Here is a 23,452-nt window from a genome sequence, read left to right as displayed (position 1 = left end):
TTGTGCAATATTCCCCACTGCTGCCTCCCGTAGGAGTCTGGGCCGTGTCTCAGTCCCAGTGTGGCCGGTCACCCTCTCAGGCCGGCTACCCGTCGACGCCTTGGTGAGCCATTACCTCACCAACAAGCTGATAGGCCGCGAGCCCATCCCCAACCAAAAAATCTTTCCAACCCCCCACATGCGTGGAAGGCTCATATCCAGTATTAGACGCCGTTTCCAGCGCTTATCCCAGAGTCAGGGGCAGGTTGCTCACGTGTTACTCACCCGTTCGCCACTAATCCACCCAGCAAGCTAGGCTTCATCGTTCGACTTGCATGTGTTAAGCACGCCGCCAGCGTTCATCCTGAGCCAGGATCAAACTCTCCATAAAGAAAAAATGCATACACAACCAGAAAAATGATCATGCAGCGAGTTCGAAACTGACCAAAAACAAATGTCACTGACATCCATTAAATTGATCCAAAGGAATCCCAACCAGACAAAAGCCTGGACGAGGATATTTGGCATTTGACAAGTGCACGCTGTTGAGTTCTCAAGGATCAGACACACCAACCAAACCAACCACCACAACGATGACCAGCCCAGAAGGGCAACTTCACTAGTTTAGCTCTCGGCGCTCGGCCCGTCAAACTGACGTTCCTCGCTCTCAGAGCTTCCCTTCCCGGCCCGGAGGCCGTCTGGATCAGATCGTGATCCAGCGGAGGGGAGTTCGTTCTCCGCTTGAGGGGGGCGGGGCCTCTCGGCCGCTCCGCTCTACCCTTTGGGGCGAACAAGAGATACTTTACGTCGGATCTGCGCCAGGTGGCCAATCCACTGGGTCCCCGGGCGTGTCGCGCCCTGGATCGGCGGAATTCCGGGGCATCCGTCGCCGCGCTACCGTTGTGCACATGAGCGACGAACGATGGGTGTGGGGCGCCGGCCTCGCGACGCTGGCCGAAGACGGAACTGTGCTGGACACGTGGTTCCCCTCCCCTGCGGGAGGACGCATCCCCGTCGGCTACGACCCCCAGATGCCTCCCGATCAGCTCGAACGACTCGCGGTCGCCGATCCCCGACGAGCCGTCAGCGTCGACGTGGTCACCGTCGAGATCGACCTCGACGCATCACCGGCATCGACGTCTGACGCCTACCTGCGCCTGCACGCGCTGTCGCATCGACTCGTGCGCCCGAACGAGCTGAACCTCGACGGCATCTTCGGCCACCTGCCCAATGTCGCATGGACGACCGCGGGGCCGATGCATCCCGATGCGCTCACACGCCTGCGCCCGTTCCTCGTACGGGACGGCGTGCAGGTGCAGGGCCTCGACAAGTTCCCGCGCCTGCTCGACTACGTGACCCCGGCCGGCGTCCGGATCGCGGACGCCTCTCGAGTGCGACTCGGGGCCTATCTGTCGCCCGGAACCACCGTCATGCACGAGGGCTTCGTCAACTTCAATGCCGGCACGCTCGGCCAGAGCATGATCGAAGGCCGGGTCTCACAGGGCGTGGTGATCGGCGACGGCAGCGACATCGGGGGCGGCGCCTCCATCATGGGCACGCTTTCCGGCGGCGGCACGCACAAGGTGTCCGTGGGAGCGCGCACGCTGCTCGGCGCCAACGCCGGCATCGGCATCTCGCTGGGCGACGACTGCATCGTCGAGGCCGGCCTGTACGTCACCGCGGGCACCAAGATCGTGATGGCCGACGCACCTCCCCTTGCCGAAGGCGGGCGCCAGGTCATCAAGGGCTCCGAGCTCTCGGGGCGCGACGGCCTGCTGTTCCGGCGAAACTCCGTCACCGGCGCGGTCGAGGTCGTGCAGCGCGCCGGAGTCGGCATCACCCTCAATGAGGCCCTTCACGCCTGACCCACACGACGAGATCGGCCTGGGCGCGTGAGCGTCCGGGCCGATCTCGGTCATCGGCTCACACGGTGCCGGGATAGTCACGCTCGCGCGCGCCGATGTAGAGCTGCTGCGGGCGGCCGATCTTGGTCTGCGGGTCACTCGCGGCCTCGCGCCACTGCGCGAGCCAGCCCGGAAGACGCCCGATCGCAAAGAGCACCGTGAACATGCGGGTGGGAAAGCCCATCGCCTTGTAGATGACGCCGGTGTAGAAGTCGACGTTCGGGTACAGACGGCGCTCCTTGAAGTAGTCGTCGTTGAGAGCGATCTCTTCGAGCTGCTTGGCGAGATCGAGCAGCGGATCGCTCACCCCGAGCGCCTCGAGGACCTCGTCGGCGGACTCCTTCACCAGCTTGGCGCGGGGGTCGTAGTTCTTGTAGACCCGGTGGCCGAAGCCCATGAGCTTGACCCCGTCCTCCTTGTTCTTGACCCTCTCGACGAAGCGCTGCACGCTCTCGCCGGAGTCCCGGATCTGGCCCAGCATGTTCAGGACCGCCTCGTTGGCGCCGCCGTGCAGCGGCCCGTACAGCGCGTTGATGCCCGCCGAGATCGACGAGAACTGGTTCGCTCCGGTCGAGCCGACCAGGCGCACCGTGGACGTCGATGCGTTCTGCTCGTGGTCTTCGTGCAGGATCAGCAGCCGCTCCAGCGCCCGGGACATGACGGGATCCACTTCGTAAACCTCGCTCAGGACACCGAAGTTGAGCTTGAGGAAGTTGTCGACGAAGCCCAGCGAGTTGTCGGGATAGAGGAACGCTTGTCCGATGCTCTTCTTGTGCGCGTAGGCGGCTATCACCGGCAGCTTCGCCAGCATGCGGATCGTGTTGAGTTCGACGTGCTCGGGGTTGTTGGGGTCGGACTCGTTCTCGTAGTAGGTCGACAGTGCCGCCGTCGCCGCCGACAGGACCGACATGGGATGAGCGTTGTGCGGCAGCGCTGAGAAGAAGCGTTTGAGGTCCTCGTGCAGCAGAGTGTGGCGCCGAATGCGCCCGTCGAACTCGGCGAGTTCGTCCGCTGTCGGCAGTTCGCCGTAGATCAGCAGCCACGCCACCTCGAGGTACGTGCTGTTCGTGGCCAGCTGCTCGATGGGATACCCCCGGTAGCGCAGGATCCCCTGGTCGCCGTCGATGTAGGTGACGGCGGACTTCGTCGCCGCGGTGTTGACGAACCCGTAGTCGAGCGCCGTGTGTCCTGTCTGGCGGGTGAAGGTGGAGATGTCCACACTCGGGGCGCCGTCGCTGCCCTTCAGCAGCGGAAATTCGGCGGTCTGTTCACCGATCGTGAGGGTGGCCTTCTCCTGCTGGGTTCCCGCGTCGCTCACGGCGCCTCCTCGCGATTTCTGGTCGTGCCGGGGGTGTCGTCTCGTTCCGGCACGGACGCAATGGCATGTCCGCGAGGAACGAGGTACGGGGACGGAGATACCGCACCGCCGCTCATACAGCCTAGTGCGCCACCGCGCCTACTGCTGACACGGCCAAAGGGACGCGGCATCCGATGGAGGATTCATCACACCGACGCGGAGAGGCGCGCCGCGGCCGCGGCGACACGTTCGTCGGTGGCGGTCAACGACAGCCGGATGTGCTGCGGGAAGTGGGCTCCGTAGAAGTGCCCAGGGCCAGCGAGGATGCCGAGATCGGCGAGGCGGCCCAGGCTCTCCCAGGCATCGAGACCCTCGGTCCCCCAGAGGTAGAGGCCCGCCTCGCTGCCCTCGACACGGAACCCGGCCGCTTCGACCGCGGGTTTGAGGACGTCGCGGCGCCTGCGATACCGGGCCTTCTGCGAGACGACGTGCTGGTCATCGCCGAGGGCCGCGACCATGGCGGTCTGCACCGGCAGGGGCAGCATGAGTCCTAGGTGCTTGCGTCCGGTCAGCAGTCGCGCGACCAGTTCTGGATCGCCGGCCAGAAAGGCTGCGCGGTAGCCGGCGAGATTGGATTGCTTGCTCAGCGAGTACACCGACAGGATGCTGCGCAGATCGCCGCCCGTCACCCGCGGGTCGAGCGACGAAGGGATCGGCGTGGAATCCCACGGCTCGTCCCACCCGAGTTCGGCGTAGCACTCATCCGACACCAGCACCGCACCCAGTTCGCGGGCACGCGCGACCGCGACGCGCAGGGCGTCGACATCGAGCACGCGGCCGTCGGGGTTGCCCGGGGAATTGACCCACACCAGCCGCGTGCCCGCCGGCCACTGCGCCGGGTCGTCTGCGGCGAGCGACGTCGCGCCGACCAGCCGGGCGCCGACCTCGTAGGTCGGGTACGCCGCGCGCGGATGGACGACGACATCACCCGGCCCGAGGTTGAGGAGCAGCGGCAGCAACGCCACGAGCTCTTTCGAGCCGACCGTCGGCAGCACGTGGTCGGGCGTGAGTCCAGGCACGCCTCGCCGGCGGGCGTACCACTGCGCGATCGCCGACCGGAGTGCCGGGGTGCCGACGGTCTGGGGGTAGGCGTGGGCGTCTGTTGCGATGCGCAGCGCATCGGCCACGACCTGCGGCGTCGGGTCGACCGGCGAGCCCACCGACAGGTCGACGATTCCGTCGGGGTGAGCCCGAGCCCTCGCCGCGTAAGGAGCGACAGCATCCCAGGGGTAGTCGGCGAGGTCGGCGACCCCCACGTCAGTGTTCCTGCGGGGGCAGTGCGGCGATGATCGGGTGGTCCTTGTGGATGACGCCCACCTTGGCGGCGCCGCCGGGCGAGCCCACATCGTCGAAGAACTCGACGTTGGCCTTGTAGTAGTCCTGCCACTCGTCGGGCAGGTCATCCTCGTAGTAGATCGCCTCCACCGGGCACACCGGTTCGCACGCACCGCAGTCCACGCACTCGTCAGGGTGGATGTACAACGACCGGTCACCCTCGTAGATGCAGTCCACCGGGCACTCGTCGATGCAGGCGCGGTCCTTGACATCGACGCAGGGAAGAGCGATCACATACGTCACAGCACCAGTCTAGGTGCGCTGCCTGGGGCCAGTCGCCGCCAGCGGGGCCACGGCGGAGCGGGGAGCCGGTCAGGGGGACCGTGTCGGCCGCGCGGCAGCGCGCGAACGCTCGGGCCACGCGACGATCAGCGCCACGAGGATGGGGACTGCATAGGTCCACGCGACGGCGAGGCCCGTCTGCGGCACGATCACCGATCCACCTGGCCCGCTCCCCGAGAAGACGAGCGTAGCGACCATCATGCCCAGGCCCGTGGCGAGCGTGGCGCCGCGGTCCGCCGTGAGCAGGCGCACGGCGAGCAGCAGCGCAGCGCATCCGATCGCGCCGAGCACGAGGCCGAGCGGAAACGGACCGATCGTGTAGGCGTGCGCAATGGTGCCCGCCAGTCCGTAGACGGCACCGACGACCAACGCGACGAACCAGGTGCCGACGCGGGCAAGGACAGACGTACGCACCCGTCGACTCTAGCCGCGCAGCCACACGGGCCGCGTCGTCGGCCGGTCAGGCGGCCCAGCCCCACAGGCGGAGAAGCGCGGCCACGAGGGCGGCGGCGACGACCACCACGAGGAACGGCGCACGCAGCAGCAGCAGTCCCGCGGCGACCAGCACCGCGGGCACTCGGGCATCGACGACGACGGCCTGCCCGGCGCCGACCGTCTGCACCGCGACCAGGGCAGCCAAGAGAGCGACGGTGAGCAGATCGGCGATCCGCAGGGGGCGGGGCGACTCGACCCAGCGCGGTGGAATGAGGTAGCCGACGGTCTTGAGCGCGACGCAGATGATGGATGCCAGGAGCACCGCGGTCCACATGGTCATGGCAATCCCTCCCGTTCGGGGACATCGGCTGGTTCTCCCCCGCCGAACCCGTTCGTGGCTGTCGAGGACCCGGCAGGTCGTCCAAGCCAGTTCGTCCATCCGACGACGACCGCCACGGCAGCGGCGATGATGACGGGCAGTCCCGGCATCAGCACAGGGGTCAGGATCGTGGCGATGACCGCCGCCGCGATCCCGACGACGATCGGCTGCCGGGCTCGCAGGCGCGGCCACAGCAGCGCGAGGAAGGCGGCGGCCGCCGCGGCGTCCAGTCCGTACGCGCGGGGGTCGCCGAGCACATCGCCCAGGAGCGCACCGGCGAGCGTCGACAGGTTCCAGCCGATGTAGATGCCGATCCCGGTGACCCAGAATCCCAGCGTCCGGGCGCGGTGCCCGGTCTGTGCGAGCGAGACCGCCGTGGATTCGTCGATCGTGAACTGCGCGGCTGCCGTGCGACGCCAGAACCCCGATCCGATCACCGGGGACATGCGGATGCCGTAGGCGATGTTCCGCACACCCAGCAGCGCCGCTGACGCGATGGCCGAGGGCGCGGCCGCGAGCCCGCCGGCCGCGACGATTCCGACGAAGGCGAACTGAGATCCCCCGGTGAACATCAGCAGGCTCAGCACGCAGGTCTGCCAGACGTCGAGCCCGGAGGCCACCGCAAGCGCGCCGAAAGAGATGCCGTACGCGCTCGTCGCGAGCGCGACGCCGAGCGCCTCGCGGACGGCCCTGCGAGCCTCTCCCGCGCTGTGCGCATCGTCGAAGTGCGCGCCTTCGACGGCGTGGGGAGGACTCACGTCGTCATGCTAGCGAGAACCGGCGACACCGAGGCCGGGCCACCGCGTGGTCCGTGGCCCGCGAGAGGGCGGGTCGTGGCATCCGTTCGGCTGCTACGCGTTGGCGTCCTGGCGCTTGAGGCGTGCGGTCGCACGACCGCGCTCGGTCGCGTTCAGCACCACCTTGCGGATGCGCACCATCTCGGGAGTCACCTCGACGCACTCGTCGTCTCGGGCGAACTCGAGGCTCTCTTCGAGCGAGAGCTGACGCGGCGGCGTCATCGACTCGAACGTGTCGGAGGTCGACTGACGCATGTTCGTCAACTTCTTCTCCTTGGTGATGTTCACGTCCATGTCGTCGGCGCGGGAGTTCTCGCCGATGACCATGCCCTCGTACACCTCTTGCGTCGGCTGCACGAAGAACGACATGCGCTCCTGCAGCGCGATGATCGCGAACGGAGTGACCACGCCGGCGCGATCGGCGACGATGGAGCCGTTCTGGCGGGTCACGATGTGGCCCGCCCAGTCGTCGTAGCCGTGCGAGATCGCGTTGGCGATGCCGGTGCCGCGCGTGGTGGAGAGGAACTCGGTGCGGAACCCGATGAGGCCCCGCGAGGGGACGATGAACTCCATGCGAACCCAGCCCGTGCCGTGGTTGGTCATGTTGTCCATGCGGCCCTTGCGTGCCGCCATGAGCTGCGTGATGGCGCCCAGATACTCTTCGGGGGCGTCGATGGTCAGGTGCTCGAAGGGCTCCTTGACCTTGCCGTCCTCGCCCTTGCGTGTGACGACCTGCGGCTTTCCGACGGTCAGCTCGAATCCTTCGCGACGCATGTTCTCGACGAGGATCGCCAACGCCAGCTCGCCGCGGCCCTGCACCTCCCACGCGTCGGGGCGACCGATGTCGACGACCTTGAGTGAGACGTTGCCGATGAGCTCGCGATCGAGGCGATCCTTCACCATGCGGGCGGTCAGCTTGTGACCCTTCACCTTGCCGACGAGCGGGCTGGTGTTCGTGCCGATCGTCATCGAGATCGCGGGGTCGTCGACGTGGATCTGCGGCAGCGGCCGGACGTCGTCGGGGTCGGCGATCGTCTCGCCGATCGTGATGTCCTCGAACCCGGCGATCGCGACGATGTCGCCGGGGCCCGCGGAATCGGCCGGATAGCGCTCCAGGGCGCGGGTCTTCAGCAGCTCGGTGATGCGGGCGTTGCTCGTCGTGCCGTCGTGGCGCACCCAGGCCACCGTCTGGCCCTTGCGAAGCGTGCCGTTGAAGACGCGGAGCAGGGCGAGACGACCGAGGAACGGGCTCGAGTCGAGGTTGGTCACCCACGCCTGCAGCGGCGCTTCGTCGTCATAAACCGGTGCCGGCACGTGCGCGAGGATGGCTTCGAACAGCGGCTCGAGGTCGGCGTTGTCGGGCAGGTCGCCGTTGGCAGGACGATTGCGGGATGCCGCACCCGCGCGTCCGCTCGCGTAGACAACGGGCACGTCGAGCAGCGCGTCGACATCGAGGTCCGGAACGTCCTCGTGCAGGTCGGAAGCCAGTCCCAGGAGGAGGTCGTGGGCCTCTTCCTCGACCTCGGCGATACGCGCGTCCGGGCGATCGGTCTTGTTGACCAGCAGGATCACCGGCAGCTTCGCCTCGAGCGCCTTGCGCAGCACGAACCGCGTCTGCGGCAGGGGACCTTCACTCGCGTCGACGAGAAGCACGACCCCGTCGACCATCGACAGACCGCGCTCGACCTCGCCGCCGAAGTCGGCGTGGCCGGGTGTGTCGATCACGTTGATCGTGACCGGGACGTCGGTGTGAGCGCCGTTGTAGGTGATCGCGGTGTTCTTCGCGAGAATCGTGATCCCCTTCTCGCGTTCGAGATCGTTCGAGTCCATAGCGCGCTCTTCGACGTGGGCGTGCTCGCCGAACGAGCCGGTCTGACGGAGCATCGCGTCGACGAGTGTCGTCTTGCCGTGGTCGACGTGGGCGACGATGGCGACGTTGCGGAGGTCCGGACGGAGGGCGCGGGCCATGAGGGAATCCTTGCGAAAGTGGGAGATGCCGGAATTCGGCATCCCCCACTCTATCGGTCGCTACCTGCGCGTCAGCTCTCAGCTCGCGCGCCGCTGCGCTGCAGCAGCGCCGCCCGCTCCTCGCGACGCACCCGCTGCTCCTCCGGATCGGGCACCGGGACGGCCGCGATGAGACGCTGCGTATAGGGGTCCTGCGCGCCGCGCAGGATCTCGTTGCGAGTGCCGGTCTCCACGAGCTTGCCGTGGTGCATCACGGCGATGCGGTGAGCAAGAATGTCGACCACCGCGAGGTCGTGGCTGATGAACAGACAGGCGAACTGCAGCTGCTGCTGCAGTTCCTGAAGCAGATCCAGGAACCGTGCCTGCACCGAGACGTCCAGCGCAGAGGTGGGCTCATCCGCGACCAGCAGCTCCGGGGCGAGAGCCAGCGCGCGTGCGATCCCGACGCGCTGACGCTGCCCGCCGGACAGCTCGTGGGGGAAACGGTTTCGGTAGGAGGAGGGAAGCTCGACCTGTGTCAGCAGTTCTTCGACGCGCTTGTCGAGCTCCTTGCCCTTGGCCACGTTCGCCAGCAGGATCGGTTCACCGATCGATTGCCCGATCGGCATACGGGGATTCAGCGATGACGCGGGGTCCTGGAAGACGATCCCGGTGCGACGACGAATGGCGAACAGTTCCTTCTGCGATGCCTGCGAGATGTCCGTGCCCACAGCGGTGAGTCTGCCCTCGGCGATCGGAATCAGGCCGATCGCCGCGCGCCCGAGCGTCGTCTTGCCGGAGCCGGACTCGCCCACGAGTCCCACGATCTCGCCGGGGTAGATGGCGAGATCGATGTGCTCGGCGGCCCGGAAAGCGGGAATCCGGCCGCGCTTGGGGTAGTCGATCGCGACATCGTCGAAGTGCAGCACGGGCGTGCGTTCGTCGACGGCCACTCGCGAGGCTTCGGAGGCGTGTTCGCGGATCGCCGACACCGCCGGCACCGTGGACGTGTCGGTCGAGACGGATTCGGGGCCGGACCCGGCATTCTCCAGCACTCCGAGGCCGAGGTGCGGCACGGAAGCGAGGAGCTGCTGGGTGTAGGGATGCTCCGGCTTGTGGAAGATCTTCTCCACCGTGCCGGACTCCACCACGATGCCGTTCTTCATGACCATGATCCGGTCGGCGAGATCGGCCACCACACCCATGTCGTGGGTGATCAGGATGATGGCGGAATCGAGCCTCTTGTGCAGGTTTCGCAGCAGGTCGAGGACTTCTGCCTGGACCGTCACATCCAGTGCCGTCGTCGGCTCGTCGGCGATCAGCAGCAGCGGGTCGCACGAGATCGACTGCGCGATCATGGCGCGCTGACGCTGACCACCCGACAGCTGGTGCGGATACTTGTGGAATGACTGCTCCGGTTTGGGCATCTCGACCATCTGCAGCAGTTCGATGGCGCGCGCCTTCGCCTGGCTCGGCGAGAGCGCACGCTGGTGTGCACGCAGCGACTCCGTGATCTGGAAGCCGATCGTGTACACCGGGTTGAGCGCCGTCATGGGCTCCTGGAAGATGACGGCGATCTCGTTGCCACGCAGGGAGCGCAGGGTCGCGTCATCGGCGCCACGCAACTCGCGACCGAGCAGCTTGATCGACCCTGTCACGCGCGCGTTCTCGGGGAGCAGGCCGAGCAGCGCCATCGAGCTGGTGCTCTTTCCCGAGCCGGATTCGCCCACGATGGCCAGCACTTCGCCGCGCCGCACCTCGTAGTTCATGTCGATGGCTGCCGGGTAGAACTCGCCGTCGACCCAGAACTCGACGCCGAGCTCGTCGACCTGCAGGACCGTTTCGGGAAGGGCTCCATGCGACGCTGCGAGTGCGGCGTCCGTGCCCGTCTTGTCAGTCATTCGTGGTGTCCCATCTGCGAAGCTTGAGGTCATGTCTTTCCAGGAGGTCCGTTATCGGCCGGTTCTCGGCCGCATTCTCGCTGTCGTGACCGTGGTGGTGTGTGTCTTGGGCCTGGTGGCGCTCGTCTGGGCCGATCCCGCCTCGGCGGTGCGCTACGTCTGGCCGGTACTGCTGGTCGCCGTGCTGGCGTGGGCGCTGTTCTGGCGTCCGAGCCTGATCGTCGAAGAACACGGCGTCACGGTCGAGAACGTCCTGCGGACGCACTTCGTGCCATGGCCCGCGATCCGTGCGATCGACACGCGGTACGCGCTCGCCTTGCAGACCGCGAACGGCCGCATATCGGTGTGGGCAGCGCCCGCCCCGAGCAGGCACCGCATGCTCGGACTGGCCCCGAAGGACTTCGACGGCATCGGCGACTCTGCCCGCGGCCGCGTCGGCGAGCTCCGGCCCGCCGACGCGCTCACCACCCCGAGCGGCAACCTGGCCCAGGTGATCCGTGGTCACTGGGAGCGGCTGCAGGACGCGGGCGCCTTCACCAGCGGCGTGGATCCTGACGCGCAGCGCACGACGTGGCACATCGCGACGATCACGGCGATCGCCGCGTTGATCGCCGCGACGGTGATCGGCCTGCTGGCCTAGCAGCGACAGCACGTCATCTCTCCGGATCGAGCGGCTTGTGCTGAACGTCGCCGGGTTCCTCCGGGCGCGGGTCGTGATAATTCACGACGTCGCCCGTGTACGCGGTCTCGATCCCGACGTCCACCATGCGGGCGTCGGTCGAAGGGGTGGTGTCCACCGGCGCGACCGGACCGGCGGCCCGACCTGCGCGTGCCATCGCCCGCTCGCTCGGCATCTTCTTCTGGCGCGGGTCGAACGCGTCGCGCAGACCGTCGCCGATGAAGTTCACGCACAGCGCGATCGCGATGATGAAGATGCCGGGCCACCAGAAGATCCAGGGTCGCGTCGAGAACGCCGCCTGGTTCTCGGAGATGATCTTGCCGAGCGATGTGTCGGGGTTCTGGACGCCGAATCCGAGGAAGCTCAGTGCGGACTCCAGCAGGATCGCTCCCGCCATGAGCAAGGTCGCATTGACGACGATGACGCCGACGGCGTTGGGCAGGATGTGCCGGAAGATGATCCGGCGGTCCCGCGCTCCCGACACTCGTGCAGCATCGACGAACTCGCGCTCGCGCAGTGAGAGGAACTCACCGCGGACGAGACGGGACATCGTCGTCCATGCGAACAGGCCGATCACGACACCGAGCACGGCGGCGCCGAGGCTTCCGAACGTGTTTCCGAGCACGGAGCCGATCACGATGAGCGGGATGGTGATGATGATGTCGGTGAAGCGCATCAGCACCGAGTCGGTCCACTTGCCGTAGTAGCCGGCGACAGCGCCGATGACGACGCCGATGACCGTCGCGACGACGCCCGCGATGACCATCACCATGATCGACTGCTGCGCGCCGCGCATGACGACCGCGAAGATGTCGCGGCCGACCTCGTCCTGACCGAACGGGTGCTCCCCGAACTGCAGCGGCCACAGGCTGAGCGTCGGAACGCCGTTGTTCACCTTCGTCGGGATCTCGTTCCACGAGTAGATCCACCAGCCGGGAATGCGCAGACCCCACAGGTCCACGCCGACGGAGGTGAATGCCAGGATGACGATGAAGGCGAGGACGAACATCGAGATGAGCGCCGCGCGGTGACGGAAGAAGCGCCGGCGGACGATCTGCCCCTGGCTGAGGCCTTCGGTCTCCTTCTGCTCGATCGTGATCTCGGCCAGCGCCTGAGTCTCGACGCCGGGCTCCTGCGAAGTACTGGTGTTCATGTCAGCCCACCTTGATTCTCGGGTCGAGGGCCGCGTAGACGAGGTCCGCGATGAGGTTGAAGACGACCGCGAGGGTGCCGGTCACCACGAAGAACGCCATGACGGGGTTGGGATCGTGGGCCGCCAGTCCGTCGACGAACAATCGCCCCATTCCCGTCCAGCCGAAGACGGTCTCGGTGATCACAGCCCCGCCGATCAGCGCGCCGACATCGAAGGCGATGATCGTGGTGATGGGGATGAGCGCATTCCGGAACGCGTGCCTCACGATCACCGTCCGTTGCGTGAGGCCCTTGGCTCGCGCGGTGCGGATGTAGTCCTGGTTCATGACCTCGAGGAGGCTCGCTCGCGAGTATCGGGTGTAGCTGGCGAATGAGATCAGGATGATCGCGATCGTGGGCAGCAGGAGGTGGGTGTACAAATCGATGCCCTGCACCCAGAAGTTGCCGCCGAGACCGGGTGTCGACGCCCCCACGGTGGCGATCGGGCGACCTCGCACGCGGCTGGAGTTCGCGTAGACCTCCCAGTACGACATGTACTTGTCCAGCGAGATGAACGAGGCGACGAGGAAGCCCACGATCGCGGTGGTGCGAACGACGGGCCCGCGGTCGGGGGACCCCATGAACCAGCCGATCGCTCCGCTGACCACCAGGGTGACCACGGCGAGCAGCAGGAAGAACCACAGCGTCATGTTGTTGAGGATGGAGTTCATCATCGGGAAGTACAGCGCGATGCCGACCAACGCGACGATGAGCGAGGCATACAGTGCCTTGCGGTTGTGCAAGCCGGTCGAGATCGCTGTGACACCCACAGCGACGCCCAGCGCGAGCGCCGAGAAGACGACGATGCCGATCGAGGGATCCGCGAACCACTCGGTGACCGAGAGGAACGTCAGCACAGCGCCCGTCGCGAGGGCCGACACCCCGAAGACGATGAGTCGTCGTTTCCAGCGGCCGCCGATCAGCGAAAGCCAGATGAGACCTGCGATCAGGGATATCCCGATCGTCACCGGCACGGATATCGTCGGCTCGGCGAGCCAGTCGTTCAGCTGGATCGCGCCGTACTGCTTGAGCAGCACCGCGACCCAGAAGATCGGGAGGGAGAAGAACAGGAACGACAGCAGCGTGACCGAGTAGTCGAACCCCGTGTACTGGCGCAGAGCCGAAACGATGCCGACCGTGATGCCGAGGACGATCGCCACGATGGTGGCGGTGGTGACCAGCGTCAGCGTCGACGTGATCGCGTTCCCCAGCATTGCATTGACCTGTTGGTTCTGGATACTGATGCCGAAGTCGCCGCGGAACAGCCCGCCGAGCCACAGGAAGTAGCGCAGCGGGGGCGGGACGTCGAGGTTGAGAAGTCTGGTGCGAGCTTCGATGAGCTCTGCCTTGTTGGGGGCACTGCTCTGCCGGAGGTCCTCGAGGGGATCGCCCGAGAAGGACACCAGCAGATACATCAAGAATGTCGCGGCGAAGAGCACGAAGATCGACGCGATCAACCGCCGGATGATGAATGAAGCCATGGTGTGGCCGCCTGCCAATCGATGAATCAGCGAGCACGAGGCAGGCCCGGGAAGACGCCCGGGCCCGCGCTTCGCAGCTGCGAGGAGTCTAACGCGGTGGGGTGCAGGCCCCCTCGGGGACCTGCACCCCACCTCAGTTGCTCACGCGGACCGAAGTCCGGTGGAAACTGCGACGGTGATTACTCCTCGGAGCCGCCGTCGGTCACTTCCCAGTCCCATGCGTTCCAGAAGATGGTCGGCGCCAGGATCGAGGCGTCGATGTTGGTCACGCGGTCGCTGAACGCGGTGACCTCCGGGAACTGGAAGATCGTCACGCCGTAGAAGTCCTCCCACAGCAGACGGTCCATCTCCTGCTGGAGCTCGATCTGACGCTCCGCGTCGAACTCGACGTTCAGCTGCGAGATGATGTCGTCGACCTCAGCGTTCGAGTAGAAGTTGAGGTTGTTGATTCCACCGGTCTCGAACGTGGGGAGCGAGTTCGTCACGCCGAGGCTCGTCGACTGCCATCCGAACAGCGATGCGTCGTACGCGCCCGGGGTGCCGAGCAGGCCGCCCCACTCTTCCGAACCACAGTCGGTGACGTTGAAGCCGGCCTCAGCAGCCGACGCCTGGATCAGCGCGAACTCGTTGACACGGCGCGGGTTGTTCGAGGCGTACAGGATGCAGACCTCGGTGTTGGTGATGCCCGACTCCGCGAGAAGCGCCTGCGCACCCGCGATGTCGACCTCGGCGTAGTCGGCCGACGTGTTGTTGGCGATCGACTCGTCGTAGCCCTCAGCACCCGGCACGAACAGCTGCGAGTCGCGCAGGATGGCGTCGTCGCCGATGATCGGCTTGATCAGCGTGTCGACGATCTCCTGGCGCGGGATGGTCTTCATGAACGCCTCGCGCACGAGCGGGTTCGAGAAGATGTTCTCGGGGTTGCGCCCGCTGTCGAACTGAAGGTCGACGTGCTCGTAGGTGCCACCCAGGCCCGTGTTGACCGTGATGCCGTCGATCGCCTCGAGGGCGGTCGTGATGTCGGCGGTCGCCTGCGGCTGGATGATGTCGACCTCGCCGTTCTCCAGCGCCTGAACCGCGGCAAGCGGGTCGGGGATGAAGCGGATCGTGATCTCCTCGATGTTGGCGGCGTTGTCGCCCTTGTACTCGGGATTGGCCGTCAGCGTGACGAACTGGTCGGCGACGTAGTCGCTGATCATGTACGGGCCGCTGGCCGTCACGAGCTCCGGGTCGTCCGGCATCGCGGTGAAGTTGAAGCCGGAGTTCCAGAACGCCGAGATCGGCGCGAGCGCCGCAGCGTCGTTGCTCTCGATCGCGTCGAGGAGCGCCTGCTTGGCCTCTTCGTTGTCTTCGATCTCGAGCGACTTCTTGGCCACGATGTGAGCCGGCAGCATGGCGCCGACGGAAGCGAAGGTGAGCTCCCAGTCCACGAACGGCTCGTTGTAGGTCATCGTGATGGTGCGACCGTCGTCGCTGATCTCAGGCGTCTCCGAGACCAGACCCAGCCCCGAGGTGGGGGTGGCGCCGGAGTCGAAGTAGACGACATCGGTCGGGAACGCCTCGGTGAACTCACCCGTGTCCGGGTCGGTGAAGTCGGCCGGGTCGAAGTCAGGAGTGTCCAGCGCCCGGGAGTTGGCAGCCCAGTGCAGCATCAGATCGGCTGCGTCGATCGGCGTACCGTCCGACCACGTGACGTCTTCGTTGACCGTGTAGGACACCGTGAGCGGGTCTTCGCTCACCAACTCGTACGTGCCGAAGGAGGTGTTCTCCACCAGCTCAGGCGTGTTGTTGTAGTAGTTGAAACCGTCGAGCACCAAGTAGTTGATGTTGTTGTTCGCCGTGGCGTTTCCGAACGATGTGTTGCCGTTCATCGAGTAGAACGCCTGGTTCCACGCGGCGGTGATCGACGAGCCTTCGACGAGGCCCGAGTCGTCGCCGGTGTCGTCGCCGCCGCCCGCGGCGCAGCCCGAGATCACTAGGGCGCCGGCTGCGGTGAGTGCCACCGCTGCCGAGATGCGCTTCATTCTCACTGTTCCTCCTGTGCAGGGTAATGCGCACACGTCAGGCCTTGGCCGACGGGGCGCGGATGGGAAAACCATATGCACGCGTTGTGAGATGGTCAAAACGATGGACGAAAACGTTACAGAGCCTTAACTCAATCGACCCGAAGTGTGACAATCTGACAAGATGGCGGCGACCAATCGGCTCGCGGATGTGAGGGATTCCACGATCGCAGTTTCGGACACCACGGGAGAGCGCCGGCGGCTGAAGTGGGAAGTGTGCCTCGTGCTGGCCGTCACGGTCGGCCAGTCGGCCGTGTACTCGATGCTGTCGCTCGTCAGGCGTCTGCTCGCGCCGATCCCGTTGGGCTCGCAGCAGGCCCAGGTGAACCCGTCGCGGGATGCCCTGGCGCTGTGGGACATCGTCTACCAGCTCCTGGCGGTGTTCTTCGATCTGGCGCTCGTCGCGCTCGTGCTCTACCTGCTGTGGGATCCGGGCCGTAGCGCCTTCCGCCGCATCGGCCTCGACTTCTCGAGGTTCGGCGGAGACCTCGGCCGCGGCATCCTCCTCACCGCCGTCATCGGCATTCCCGGGCTCGGACTGTATGCCGCTGGGCGGGCACTCGGGGTGACCGTCGCCGTCGTCGCGTCGCCGCTGGATGCCGCGTGGTGGACCGTGCCGCTGCTCGTGCTGGCCGCGCTGCGGGCGGGGCTGACCGAAGAGGTCATCTTCATCGGCTATCTGTTCGACCGGCTCCGGCGACTCGGCTGGAACTGGTGGGCGATCATCCTCTCCACCGCCGCGCTGCGCGGCGCGTATCACGCCTACCAGGGCATCGGTGCGATCGTCGGGAACTTCGCGATGGGCGTCCTGTTCGGCTGGTGCTACAAGCGATGGGGCCGGGTCATGCCGCTCGTCATCGCCCACACCATCCTCGACATCGTGGCGTTCGTCGGCTATCCCCTCGCGGCCGCACTGTGGCCCGGCGTCTTCGCCCCTCCCCCCTCCCCTTCCCCGTCCCCGTCCCCGAGCCCGAGTTCCTGACCCGGGTCAGGCGAAGGCCTCGATCGGGGGGCAGGCGCACACGAGGTTGCGGTCGCCGTAGGCCTGGTCGATGCGACGAACCGGAGGCCAGTACTTCGTCCGCACGAGCGCGGGCACGGGGTACACGGCGCTCTCACGCGAGTACGGGTGAGACCACTCCCCGGCGACGACCGCCTCGGCGGTGTGCGGAGCGTTCACCAGGGGGTTGTCATCGGCGGGCCACTCCCCTGCTGCCACGGCGAGAGCCTCGGCCTTGATCGCGATCATGGCCTCGATGAAGCGCTCGATCTCGGGGAAGTCCTCGGACTCGGTGGGCTCGACCATGAGGGTCCCGGCGACGGGGAAAGACATCGTCGGGGCGTGGAAGCCGTAGTCGATGAGGCGCTTGGCCACGTCGTCGACGGTGATCCCGGTCGCCTCACGCAGCGGCCGCAGGTCGAGGATGCACTCGTGGGCGACAAGACCGCCCTCGCCGGTGTACAGCACCGGGTAGTGCTCACGCAGGCGCGATGCGATGTAGTTGGCCGACAGCACGGCGGCCGCGGTCGCCGCGCGCAGGCCGTCGGCGCCCATCATGCGCACGTAGGCCCACGAGATGGGCAGGATGCTCGCCGAGCCGTGCGGGGCGGCTGAGATCGGTCCGCCGTCGAAGACGCCGCCTGCGTGGTCCTTGCGCTGCGAGAGCGGATGCGACGGCAGGAACGCGGCCAGGTGGGCCTTGGCCGCGACGGGCCCGACTCCGGGTCCGCCGCCGCCGTGCGGGATCGCGAAGGTCTTGTGCAGGTTCAGGTGCGAGACGTCGCCGCCCAGGTCGCCGAAGCGCGCATAGCCGAGCAGGGCGTTGAGGTTCGCGCCGTCGATGTAGACCTGGCCGCCCGCATCGTGCACGGCCTGCGTGATGTCGAGCACGTCGTGCTCGTACACGCCGTGCGTGGACGGGTACGTGATCATGAGGGCGGCGAGCTCGGACGCGTGCGCCGCGATCTTTGCGCGCAGGTCGCCGAGGTCGACGTTGCCGGCCTCGTCGCACGCCACCACCACGACGCGCATGCCCGCGAGCACCGCCGAGGCCGCGTTCGTACCGTGCGCCGACGACGGGATCAGGCAGACGGTGCGCTCGAGGTCGCCGTGCGCGCGGTGGTACCCGCGGATGGCCATGAGTCCCGCCAGCTCTCCCTGCGATCCAGCGTTGGGCTGCAGCGACACCGCGTCGTACCCGGTGACCTCGGCCAGCCATACTTCGAGCTGCTCGATGAGGGCGAGATAGCCATGGACGTCGGCCTCGGGCGCGAACGGATGCACGCGCGAGAACTCAGGCCACGACACGGCCGCCATCTCGGTGGCGGCGTTGAGCTTCATGGTGCACGAGCCGAGTGGGATCATGCCGCGGTCCAGCGCATAGTCGCGGTCGGCGAGCTGCTTCAGGTACCGCATCATCGCCGTCTCGGAGCGGTGGGTGTGGAACACCGGGTGCGTCAGGAACTCCTCGACCCGCCGCAGCGCCGCCGGCACGCCGGCCAGCGGCACGGCGTCGGCGAAGGGCACCGTCCGCTCGCCCTGCTCCCCCGTGCCGGCGAACTCGCTCTCGGGCAGCCCGAACGCCCATGCGACCGCGGCGAGGTCGGCGTCGGTCGTCGTCTCGTCGACCGAGACGCCCACGGTGGCGTCGTCGACCCACAGCAGCTGGTACCCCAGCGAACGCGCACGCTCGATCACGCGCCCCGACGGACCCGGAGTGGTCACGCGCACGGTGTCGAAGAACGAGTCGGACGCCAGCGGCAGCCCATAGGAGCGCAACCGTGCGGCGAGGGCCTCGGCCTTCTGTGCGACCTCCGTCGCGATCGCCTGCAGCCCCTCGGGGCCGTGATAGACCGCGTACATCGAGGCCATCACGGCGAGGAGCACCTGCGACGTGCAGATGTTCGACGTCGCCTTCTCGCGGCGGATGTGTTGCTCGCGCGTCTGCAGCGCGAGACGGTAGGCCGGATGCCCCGCGGCATCCTGCGACACACCCACCAGCCGTCCGGGCAACTGTCGCTCCAGGCCCTGCCGCACTGCCATGTAGCCCGCGTGCGGGCCGCCGAAGCCAAGGGGCACGCCGAAGCGCTGCGTCGTGCCGACCGCGATGTCGGCGCCCAGCGAGCCCGGCGAGCGCAGCAGCGTGAGGCCGAGCAGGTCGGCGGCGGCGACGACGAGCCCGCCGGCGACATGCACGGCGTCGATCACGCCCGACGGGTCCCACACGTTCCCCGACGCGCCGGGGTACTGCACGAAGGCACCGAACACGGACTCCGGCAGGGTCGCCCCGCGCGCGAGGTCGAGCTCGAGAAGCTCGATGCCGACAGCTCCGGCGCGATGCGCGAGCAGCGCCTTGGTCTGCGGCAGGGTGTCGGCGTCGACGGCGAACACATTCGACGCGGACTTCGAGGCGCGCCGGGCCACCAGCATTCCCTCGACGACGGCCGTCGACTCGTCGAGCATCGACGCGTTCGCCGTCGCGAGTCCGGTGAGGTCGGTCACCATCGTCTGGAAATTGATCAGCGCCTCGAGGCGCCCCTGCGAGATCTCGGGCTGATACGGCGTGTAGGCGGTGTACCACGAGGGGTTCTCGAAGACGTTGCGCGCGATCACGGACGGAGTCAGCGTGTCGTAGTAGCCGAGGCCGATCATGGGGCGGCCGGTGCGGTTCTGCGAGGCCAGCGCGCGAAGCTCGGCGAGCGCCTCGGCCTCGGTCGCCGCGGGCGGGATGTCGGTCGTCGCGCGGGGACGGGAGCGGATGGATGCCGGCACCGCCGCCTGCACGAGGTCCTCGACCGAGTCGTACCCGAGCGCGTCGAGCATGGTGCGCTGGGCTGCGGCATCCGTTCCGATGTGCCGCTCGGCGAACCCTCCTGTCACTGGTCGCCACCTGTGAGAGCGACGTACGCGTCGCGATCGAGGAGCTGCGCGACGTCGGATGCCTCGACCCGGAGCTTGACCAGCCAGCCCTCGCCGAACGGGTCGGAGTTGACCAGCGACGGGTCGTCGACGACGGCGTCATTGGCCTCGACGACGACCCCGGTGAGGGGGGCGTAGAGCTCGCCGACCGACTTCGTCGACTCGATCTCGCCCACGACGGTCGCGGCGGTGACGCTTGAGTCGACCGCGGGCAGCTCGACGAACACGACGTCGCCGAGCTTGTCGGCCGCGTAGTCGGTGATGCCGACCGTCGCGATGTCGCCGTCGAGCGCGACCCACTCGTGCTCGTCGGTGTACTTGAGGCTGTTGAGGTCGGTCATGAGTTCCTCCGGTAGAAGGGCAGGGTGGTCACGGTCGCGGGGATGCGGGTACCCCGCACGTCGATGAAGAGGGGGGTGCCGGGTTCGGCGAGCGCCGGTGGGACGAATGCCATGGCGATGGGATGCCCCAGCGTCGGGCTGAGGGCTCCGCTCGTGATCTCGCCGATCGGCGTCTCGGCGTCGGCCGACTCCAGCACGGCGTAGCCGGCGCGGCCGGCGCGACGGCCCTCCGACACGAGGCCCACGAGCACCGGCGCGTCAGGGGTGAGGACGGCGGCGAGGCGGTCCTTGCCGACGAAGTCGTCCTTGTCGGCGGCGACCGCCCGGCCGAGGCCCGCCTGGGCCGGCACGATGTCGAGTGACAGCTCATGGCCGTAGAGCGGCATCCCGGCCTCCAGGCGCAGCGTGTCACGAGCGGCGAGGCCCGCCGGCACGAGGCCATGGGGTTCGCCGGCGACCAGGAGCGCGTCCCACAGCGCCGGGGCGGCGGACCCGCGGATGTAGAGCTCGAAGCCGTCCTCCCCGGTGTATCCCGTGCGGCCGATGTGCACCGGCACGGGCAACTCGCCGGGAGCTGCGAACCGCGCGTGCGTCATTCGGTAGTACTTCACGTCGCCCAGGGCACCTGCGAGTTCGCCGATGCCGGCGGTCGCCTCGAGGATCGCCTGCGACGCCGGCCCCTGCACCGCAACGAGCGCGATGTGGTCGGTTGCGTCCTCCACCTCGACATCGAACGGCTCCGCACGCTCGTCCAACGCCTGGGCCACCGCCGCACGGTTCCCCGCATTCGCGACCACCATGAGGCGCTCCGAGTGATGGCGATACACGATGACGTCGTCGATGATGCCGCCGTCGGCGGCCAGCACCAAGCTGTACTTCGCCTGGTCATCGCGCATCGCGGAGATCCGTCCGGCGAGCGCGTAGTCCAGGAACGCGCCCGCGTCACCGCCTGTCACGAGGAACTCGGCCATGTGAGAGATGTCGAACAGCCCGGCGGCCGTGCGCACAGCATGGTGCTCTGCGAGGTCGGAGGTGTAGCGGACGGGCATGAGCCAGCCGCCGAAGTCGGTGAACGAGGCGCCCAGCGCTTCGTGGCGGTCGTGCAGCGCGGTGGTGCGCGGGGGCGGCGCAGATGCGGTCATGAGTTCTCCCGTGATGGGCGGGCGGGCGCCTGGCGACGTCCGTGAACTCCCCCTCTGTCATAGGCCTGAGAGTTTCGCCGGATGCGGGCACCCGGTTTTCACCTTCGGCGGATTCGAAGCGAATCACTTTCCAGAGTCGGCCTCACCCGAGCGGTACGCGGTACCTGAGAGATTGGCGGGGAGGCTTGCTCCTTCGGTGCTCGGCGATGATGCTGCCGAGGCTCTCCCGCGCGGGTCGTTGGCCGGTATTGACTTGCGCAGTCAGCATAGCGGCCAACAGGTCATCCCACGCAGCTTCCCGACGACACGCGGTCCGACAGCGATGGCGCCTGCGTGGCGACCGCGGTGAGCTCAGCCATGGTCATCGCGTAGCCGAGGTCGGGATCGTTCTCGCCGCGCGCGAACACGACGCCTGCCAGCGCGCCGTCTTCGGTCAGCACGGGTCCGCCCGAGTTGCCCGGGCGCACCGCAGCCTGCAGCGAGTAGATGTCACGGGCATTCCAGGTCTCGTCGTAGATGTCGGGCACCGGTACGGTTCCCGTCGAGAGCACACCGGCCGATTCCATTGTGAAGGGCCCCCCGTGGGGGTACCCCTGCACGACGGCGGCCGTTCCCGGTGTCAGCGTCGGCGAGAACGCCAGCGGCGCGACGCCCAGGTCGTCGATCGCGATCACCGCGAGATCGTCGATCGGGTCGAAGTACACGATGCGGCCTTCGCGCGCCGGGACGCCGGGCAGCTCGACCACCGGCGTATCGACGCCCGCGAGCACGTGCGCGTTGGTGACGACCCGGTCCTCGGCGACGACGAAGCCGCTGCCGGTCAGTCCCCGCCCGCACGCGTACGCCGTCCCCGATACCCGGGCGACGGATGCTGCGGCACGGGCCAGATCGGGATCGTCCAGCTCGACCGGCGCAGCGGGTTCGGCCGAACCGGGGCCGAGCAGGCTGCCCAGCTGGGGCAGTCCGTCATCGATCACGGCGCCGCGCAGCTGCGCGAGCGCGGCGTCGACCGGGTCGGGCGTGAGCGCCTCGATGCCGCGCAGCACCTGCGACGATGCGACAGCCGACGACACCACGGGCACGCCCGCGACCGCGATCGCGGGGGCGACCAGGGCGAGTGCCAGCGCCGCTGCGACGACGGACGCGATGCCGCCGAGGAAGCGCTCGATGCCGCGCAGCTTCAGCCGGTCGGCGCCCGAGCGGAGCGCAGCGCCCACCGCGGCCCCGGCTGCCGCGCCGAGCGCGACCAGACCGAGGGCAGCGGCGAGCACGGCGGGGCCGCGCCACGCCGGCGAAGGCACCCAGCCGCTCACCAGCGGCGTCAGCCAGTACGCGGCGAGCGCGCCGGCGGCGAGCCCGGCGAGGGTGCCGATGCTCGCGAAGAGCCCGCGACGGATGCCGGCGGCGAGGGCGGCGATCAGCACCAGCACGATCAGCACGTCGACGACGATCACGCGCACTCCTTCCGGGGTCGTCCGGCCAGGCTACGCACGCACCCTGGGAGGGCGCCGCGACGGGGACCCGCGGCATCCGATGTCACGCATTTGGAGTTCTGGTCACAGTGACACTATGATCGATTCGGAGTTAGAGTCACTATGACCAGAACGGCTGCCATGACCCCGGAGACGATCCTCACGACCGCCGACGACGCCCTCCGCGTCGCGGTGTCGACGGTGATCTTCACGCTGCGCCGCCTGCCCGGCAGCGACGCTGCTGCGGTCGCACTGCCGCTCGTGCGCCGAACCCGCGATCCGCATGAGGGCCAGTGGGCGCTCCCCGGCGGCTGGCTCGATCTCGCCGAGGACCTCGGGGCTGCGGCATCCCGCACCCTCGCCGAGACCACTGGGCTGGCGCCGAGCTATCTCGAGCAGCTGTACGCCTTCGGGGCGGTGGACCGCTCCCCCACTCGTGTCGTCTCGATCGTCTATTGGGCGCTGATCCGACCCGACGAGATCGTCGACGACGTCGAGAACGTCGCGTGGTTCGACGCGGCGTCCCTGCCCGAGCTCGCCTTCGACCACAACGAGATCGTCGACTACGCACTGTGGCGGCTGCGCAACAAGGTGGGCTACAGCCGCATCGCGCATGGCCTCCTCGCCGACGAGTTCACGCTGGCCGAGCTTCGCGAGGTCTACGAGACGATCCTCAGCCGTCGCCTGGATCCGGCCAACTTCCGCCGGCAGGTCGAGAACTCCGGCAACCTCATCCCCACCGACCGGTTCCGCACCGGAAGCCACCGGCCCGCGCGGCTGTACCGCTACAACCAGGATGTCGAGCTGGCCGAACGCGGCCCCCTCGGCGCCCACGATTGACCACCCGA

The 23,452-nt window shown here is 67.7% G+C and carries 19 protein-coding genes, 1 rRNA gene and 1 riboswitch; of the genes, 4 read left to right on the top strand and 16 right to left on the bottom strand.

The annotated features are described in order from the left end of the window. A 16S ribosomal RNA gene (locus K0817_RS15160) occupies positions 1-370 on the bottom strand; the annotation flags it as partial. Between the two features lie 517 nt (positions 371-887). Here K0817_RS15160 and dapD point away from each other — a divergent pair. Then, positions 888-1,844, top strand: coding sequence for a 2,3,4,5-tetrahydropyridine-2,6-dicarboxylate N-succinyltransferase (gene dapD / locus K0817_RS15155; RefSeq protein ID WP_219982343.1), 957 nt, complete (start codon positions 888-890; stop codon positions 1,842-1,844). 58 nt (positions 1,845-1,902) lie between these two features. Here the strand turns inward: dapD and K0817_RS15150 are convergent, their stop codons facing one another. The 8 genes from K0817_RS15150 to K0817_RS15115 form a co-directional block, all read right to left on the bottom strand. Further along, entirely contained in the window at positions 1,903-3,201 is a 1,299-nt protein-coding gene (locus tag K0817_RS15150) for a citrate synthase (protein WP_219982342.1), read from the bottom strand. A 185-nt stretch (positions 3,202-3,386) separates the two neighbouring features. Continuing rightward, complete coding sequence (gene dapC / locus K0817_RS15145) at positions 3,387-4,496, bottom strand: succinyldiaminopimelate transaminase (RefSeq protein ID WP_253735416.1); 1,110 nt, start codon at positions 4,494-4,496, stop codon at positions 3,387-3,389. A 1-nt stretch (position 4,497) separates the two neighbouring features. Then, positions 4,498-4,818 carry a ferredoxin gene (gene fdxA, locus K0817_RS15140; RefSeq protein ID WP_219982340.1) on the bottom strand — a complete coding sequence of 107 codons (321 nt, stop codon included), beginning with the start codon at positions 4,816-4,818 and terminating at the stop codon, positions 4,498-4,500. Between the two features lie 69 nt (positions 4,819-4,887). Continuing rightward, positions 4,888-5,271, bottom strand: a complete 384-nt coding sequence (locus K0817_RS15135; RefSeq protein ID WP_219982339.1) for a histidinol dehydrogenase — start codon at positions 5,269-5,271, stop codon at positions 4,888-4,890. Positions 5,272-5,317: 46 nt separating this feature from the next. Further along, entirely contained in the window at positions 5,318-5,632 is a 315-nt protein-coding gene (locus K0817_RS15130; RefSeq protein ID WP_219982338.1) for an AzlD domain-containing protein, read from the bottom strand. Further along, positions 5,629-6,429: an AzlC family ABC transporter permease gene (locus K0817_RS15125; RefSeq protein WP_219982337.1), complete on the bottom strand. Its 801-nt coding sequence runs from the start codon at positions 6,427-6,429 to the stop codon at positions 5,629-5,631. Before K0817_RS15125 ends, K0817_RS15130 begins: the two co-directional genes overlap by 4 nt. A gap of 93 nt (positions 6,430-6,522) precedes the next feature. Continuing rightward, positions 6,523-8,436 (bottom strand): translational GTPase TypA, encoded by a 1,914-nt coding sequence (gene typA / locus K0817_RS15120; RefSeq protein ID WP_219982336.1) that lies wholly within the window; start codon positions 8,434-8,436, stop codon positions 6,523-6,525. 71 nt (positions 8,437-8,507) lie between these two features. After that, the gene (locus tag K0817_RS15115; protein WP_219982335.1) at positions 8,508-10,316 is read right to left on the bottom strand and encodes an ABC transporter ATP-binding protein; all 1,809 of its coding nucleotides are present in this window, start codon (positions 10,314-10,316) and stop codon (positions 8,508-8,510) included. Between the two features lie 31 nt (positions 10,317-10,347). Here K0817_RS15115 and K0817_RS15110 point away from each other — a divergent pair, with 31 nt between their 5' ends. After that, positions 10,348-10,956 (top strand): PH domain-containing protein, encoded by a 609-nt coding sequence (locus K0817_RS15110; RefSeq protein ID WP_219982334.1) that lies wholly within the window; start codon positions 10,348-10,350, stop codon positions 10,954-10,956. 13 nt (positions 10,957-10,969) lie between these two features. Here K0817_RS15110 and K0817_RS15105 read toward each other — a convergent pair whose 3' ends face one another. The 3 genes from K0817_RS15105 to K0817_RS15095 all read right to left on the bottom strand — a co-directional run bounded on the left by K0817_RS15105 (position 10,970) and on the right by K0817_RS15095 (position 15,691). Further along, on the bottom strand, positions 10,970-12,148 hold the full coding sequence (locus tag K0817_RS15105; protein WP_219982333.1) for an ABC transporter permease: 1,179 nt from the start codon (positions 12,146-12,148) through the stop codon (positions 10,970-10,972). A 1-nt stretch (position 12,149) separates the two neighbouring features. Further along, positions 12,150-13,667: an ABC transporter permease gene (locus K0817_RS15100; RefSeq protein WP_219982332.1), complete on the bottom strand. Its 1,518-nt coding sequence runs from the start codon at positions 13,665-13,667 to the stop codon at positions 12,150-12,152. Positions 13,668-13,846: 179 nt separating this feature from the next. Continuing rightward, positions 13,847-15,691: an ABC transporter family substrate-binding protein gene (locus tag K0817_RS15095; RefSeq protein WP_219982331.1), complete on the bottom strand. Its 1,845-nt coding sequence runs from the start codon at positions 15,689-15,691 to the stop codon at positions 13,847-13,849. Between the two features lie 163 nt (positions 15,692-15,854). On the opposite strand from K0817_RS15095, the gene K0817_RS15090 reads away from it, so the two are divergent. Continuing rightward, on the top strand, positions 15,855-16,712 hold the full coding sequence (locus K0817_RS15090; protein ID WP_219982330.1) for a CPBP family intramembrane glutamic endopeptidase: 858 nt from the start codon (positions 15,855-15,857) through the stop codon (positions 16,710-16,712). A gap of 6 nt (positions 16,713-16,718) precedes the next feature. On the opposite strand, the gene gcvP is transcribed toward K0817_RS15090, so the two are convergent. The 4 genes from gcvP to K0817_RS15070 form a co-directional block, all read right to left on the bottom strand. Beyond that, complete coding sequence (gcvP, locus tag K0817_RS15085; RefSeq protein WP_253735425.1) at positions 16,719-19,553, bottom strand: aminomethyl-transferring glycine dehydrogenase; 2,835 nt, start codon at positions 19,551-19,553, stop codon at positions 16,719-16,721. 53 nt (positions 19,554-19,606) lie between these two features. Beyond that, entirely contained in the window at positions 19,607-19,990 is a 384-nt protein-coding gene (gene gcvH, locus K0817_RS15080) for a glycine cleavage system protein GcvH (protein WP_219982328.1), read from the bottom strand. Then, positions 19,987-21,132 carry a glycine cleavage system aminomethyltransferase GcvT gene (gcvT, locus tag K0817_RS15075; RefSeq protein WP_219982327.1) on the bottom strand — a complete coding sequence of 382 codons (1,146 nt, stop codon included), beginning with the start codon at positions 21,130-21,132 and terminating at the stop codon, positions 19,987-19,989. The genes gcvH and gcvT overlap by 4 nt, the downstream gene beginning before the upstream one ends. Before the next feature lie 141 nt (positions 21,133-21,273). Next, positions 21,274-21,371, bottom strand: a riboswitch (glycine riboswitch). Between the two features lie 42 nt (positions 21,372-21,413). Then, positions 21,414-22,586 (bottom strand): MarP family serine protease, encoded by a 1,173-nt coding sequence (locus K0817_RS15070; RefSeq protein ID WP_219982326.1) that lies wholly within the window; start codon positions 22,584-22,586, stop codon positions 21,414-21,416. Positions 22,587-22,727: 141 nt separating this feature from the next. Here K0817_RS15070 and K0817_RS15065 point away from each other — a divergent pair, with 141 nt between their 5' ends. Next, a complete protein-coding gene (locus K0817_RS15065) occupies positions 22,728-23,444 on the top strand; it encodes an NUDIX domain-containing protein (protein WP_219982325.1) in 717 nt (238 codons plus the stop codon). Positions 23,445-23,452 lie beyond the last annotated feature (8 nt).

Origin of the sequence: Microbacterium sp. HD4P20, from assembly GCF_019449275.2 — a bacterium.
Classification (GTDB): Bacteria; Actinomycetota; Actinomycetes; order Actinomycetales; family Microbacteriaceae; genus Microbacterium.
Note: the sequence above shows the minus strand (reverse complement) of the source record. Positions and strands in the feature narration are given on the sequence as shown.

Excerpts from the sequence above, each read along its gene's own strand:
- gcvP (WP_253735425.1), bottom strand. The coding sequence starts at position 19,553 with ATGCTCGACGCGCTCGGGTACGACTCGGTCGAGGACCTCGTGCAGGCG.
- K0817_RS15115 (WP_219982335.1), bottom strand. The coding sequence starts at position 10,316 with ATGACTGACAAGACGGGCACGGACGCCGCACTCGCAGCGTCGCATGGA.
- K0817_RS15100 (WP_219982332.1), bottom strand. The coding sequence starts at position 13,667 with ATGGCTTCATTCATCATCCGGCGGTTGATCGCGTCGATCTTCGTGCTC.
- gcvH (WP_219982328.1), bottom strand. The coding sequence starts at position 19,990 with ATGACCGACCTCAACAGCCTCAAGTACACCGACGAGCACGAGTGGGTC.
- gcvT (WP_219982327.1), bottom strand. The coding sequence starts at position 21,132 with ATGACCGCATCTGCGCCGCCCCCGCGCACCACCGCGCTGCACGACCGC.
- K0817_RS15095 (WP_219982331.1), bottom strand. The coding sequence starts at position 15,691 with ATGAAGCGCATCTCGGCAGCGGTGGCACTCACCGCAGCCGGCGCCCTA.
- typA (WP_219982336.1), bottom strand. The coding sequence starts at position 8,436 with ATGGCCCGCGCCCTCCGTCCGGACCTCCGCAACGTCGCCATCGTCGCC.
- K0817_RS15105 (WP_219982333.1), bottom strand. The coding sequence starts at position 12,148 with ATGAACACCAGTACTTCGCAGGAGCCCGGCGTCGAGACTCAGGCGCTG.
- K0817_RS15090 (WP_219982330.1), top strand. The coding sequence starts at position 15,855 with ATGGCGGCGACCAATCGGCTCGCGGATGTGAGGGATTCCACGATCGCA.
- K0817_RS15110 (WP_219982334.1), top strand. The coding sequence starts at position 10,348 with ATGTCTTTCCAGGAGGTCCGTTATCGGCCGGTTCTCGGCCGCATTCTC.
- K0817_RS15130 (WP_219982338.1), bottom strand. The coding sequence starts at position 5,632 with ATGACCATGTGGACCGCGGTGCTCCTGGCATCCATCATCTGCGTCGCG.
- dapD (WP_219982343.1), top strand. The coding sequence starts at position 888 with ATGAGCGACGAACGATGGGTGTGGGGCGCCGGCCTCGCGACGCTGGCC.
- K0817_RS15065 (WP_219982325.1), top strand. The coding sequence starts at position 22,728 with ATGACCAGAACGGCTGCCATGACCCCGGAGACGATCCTCACGACCGCC.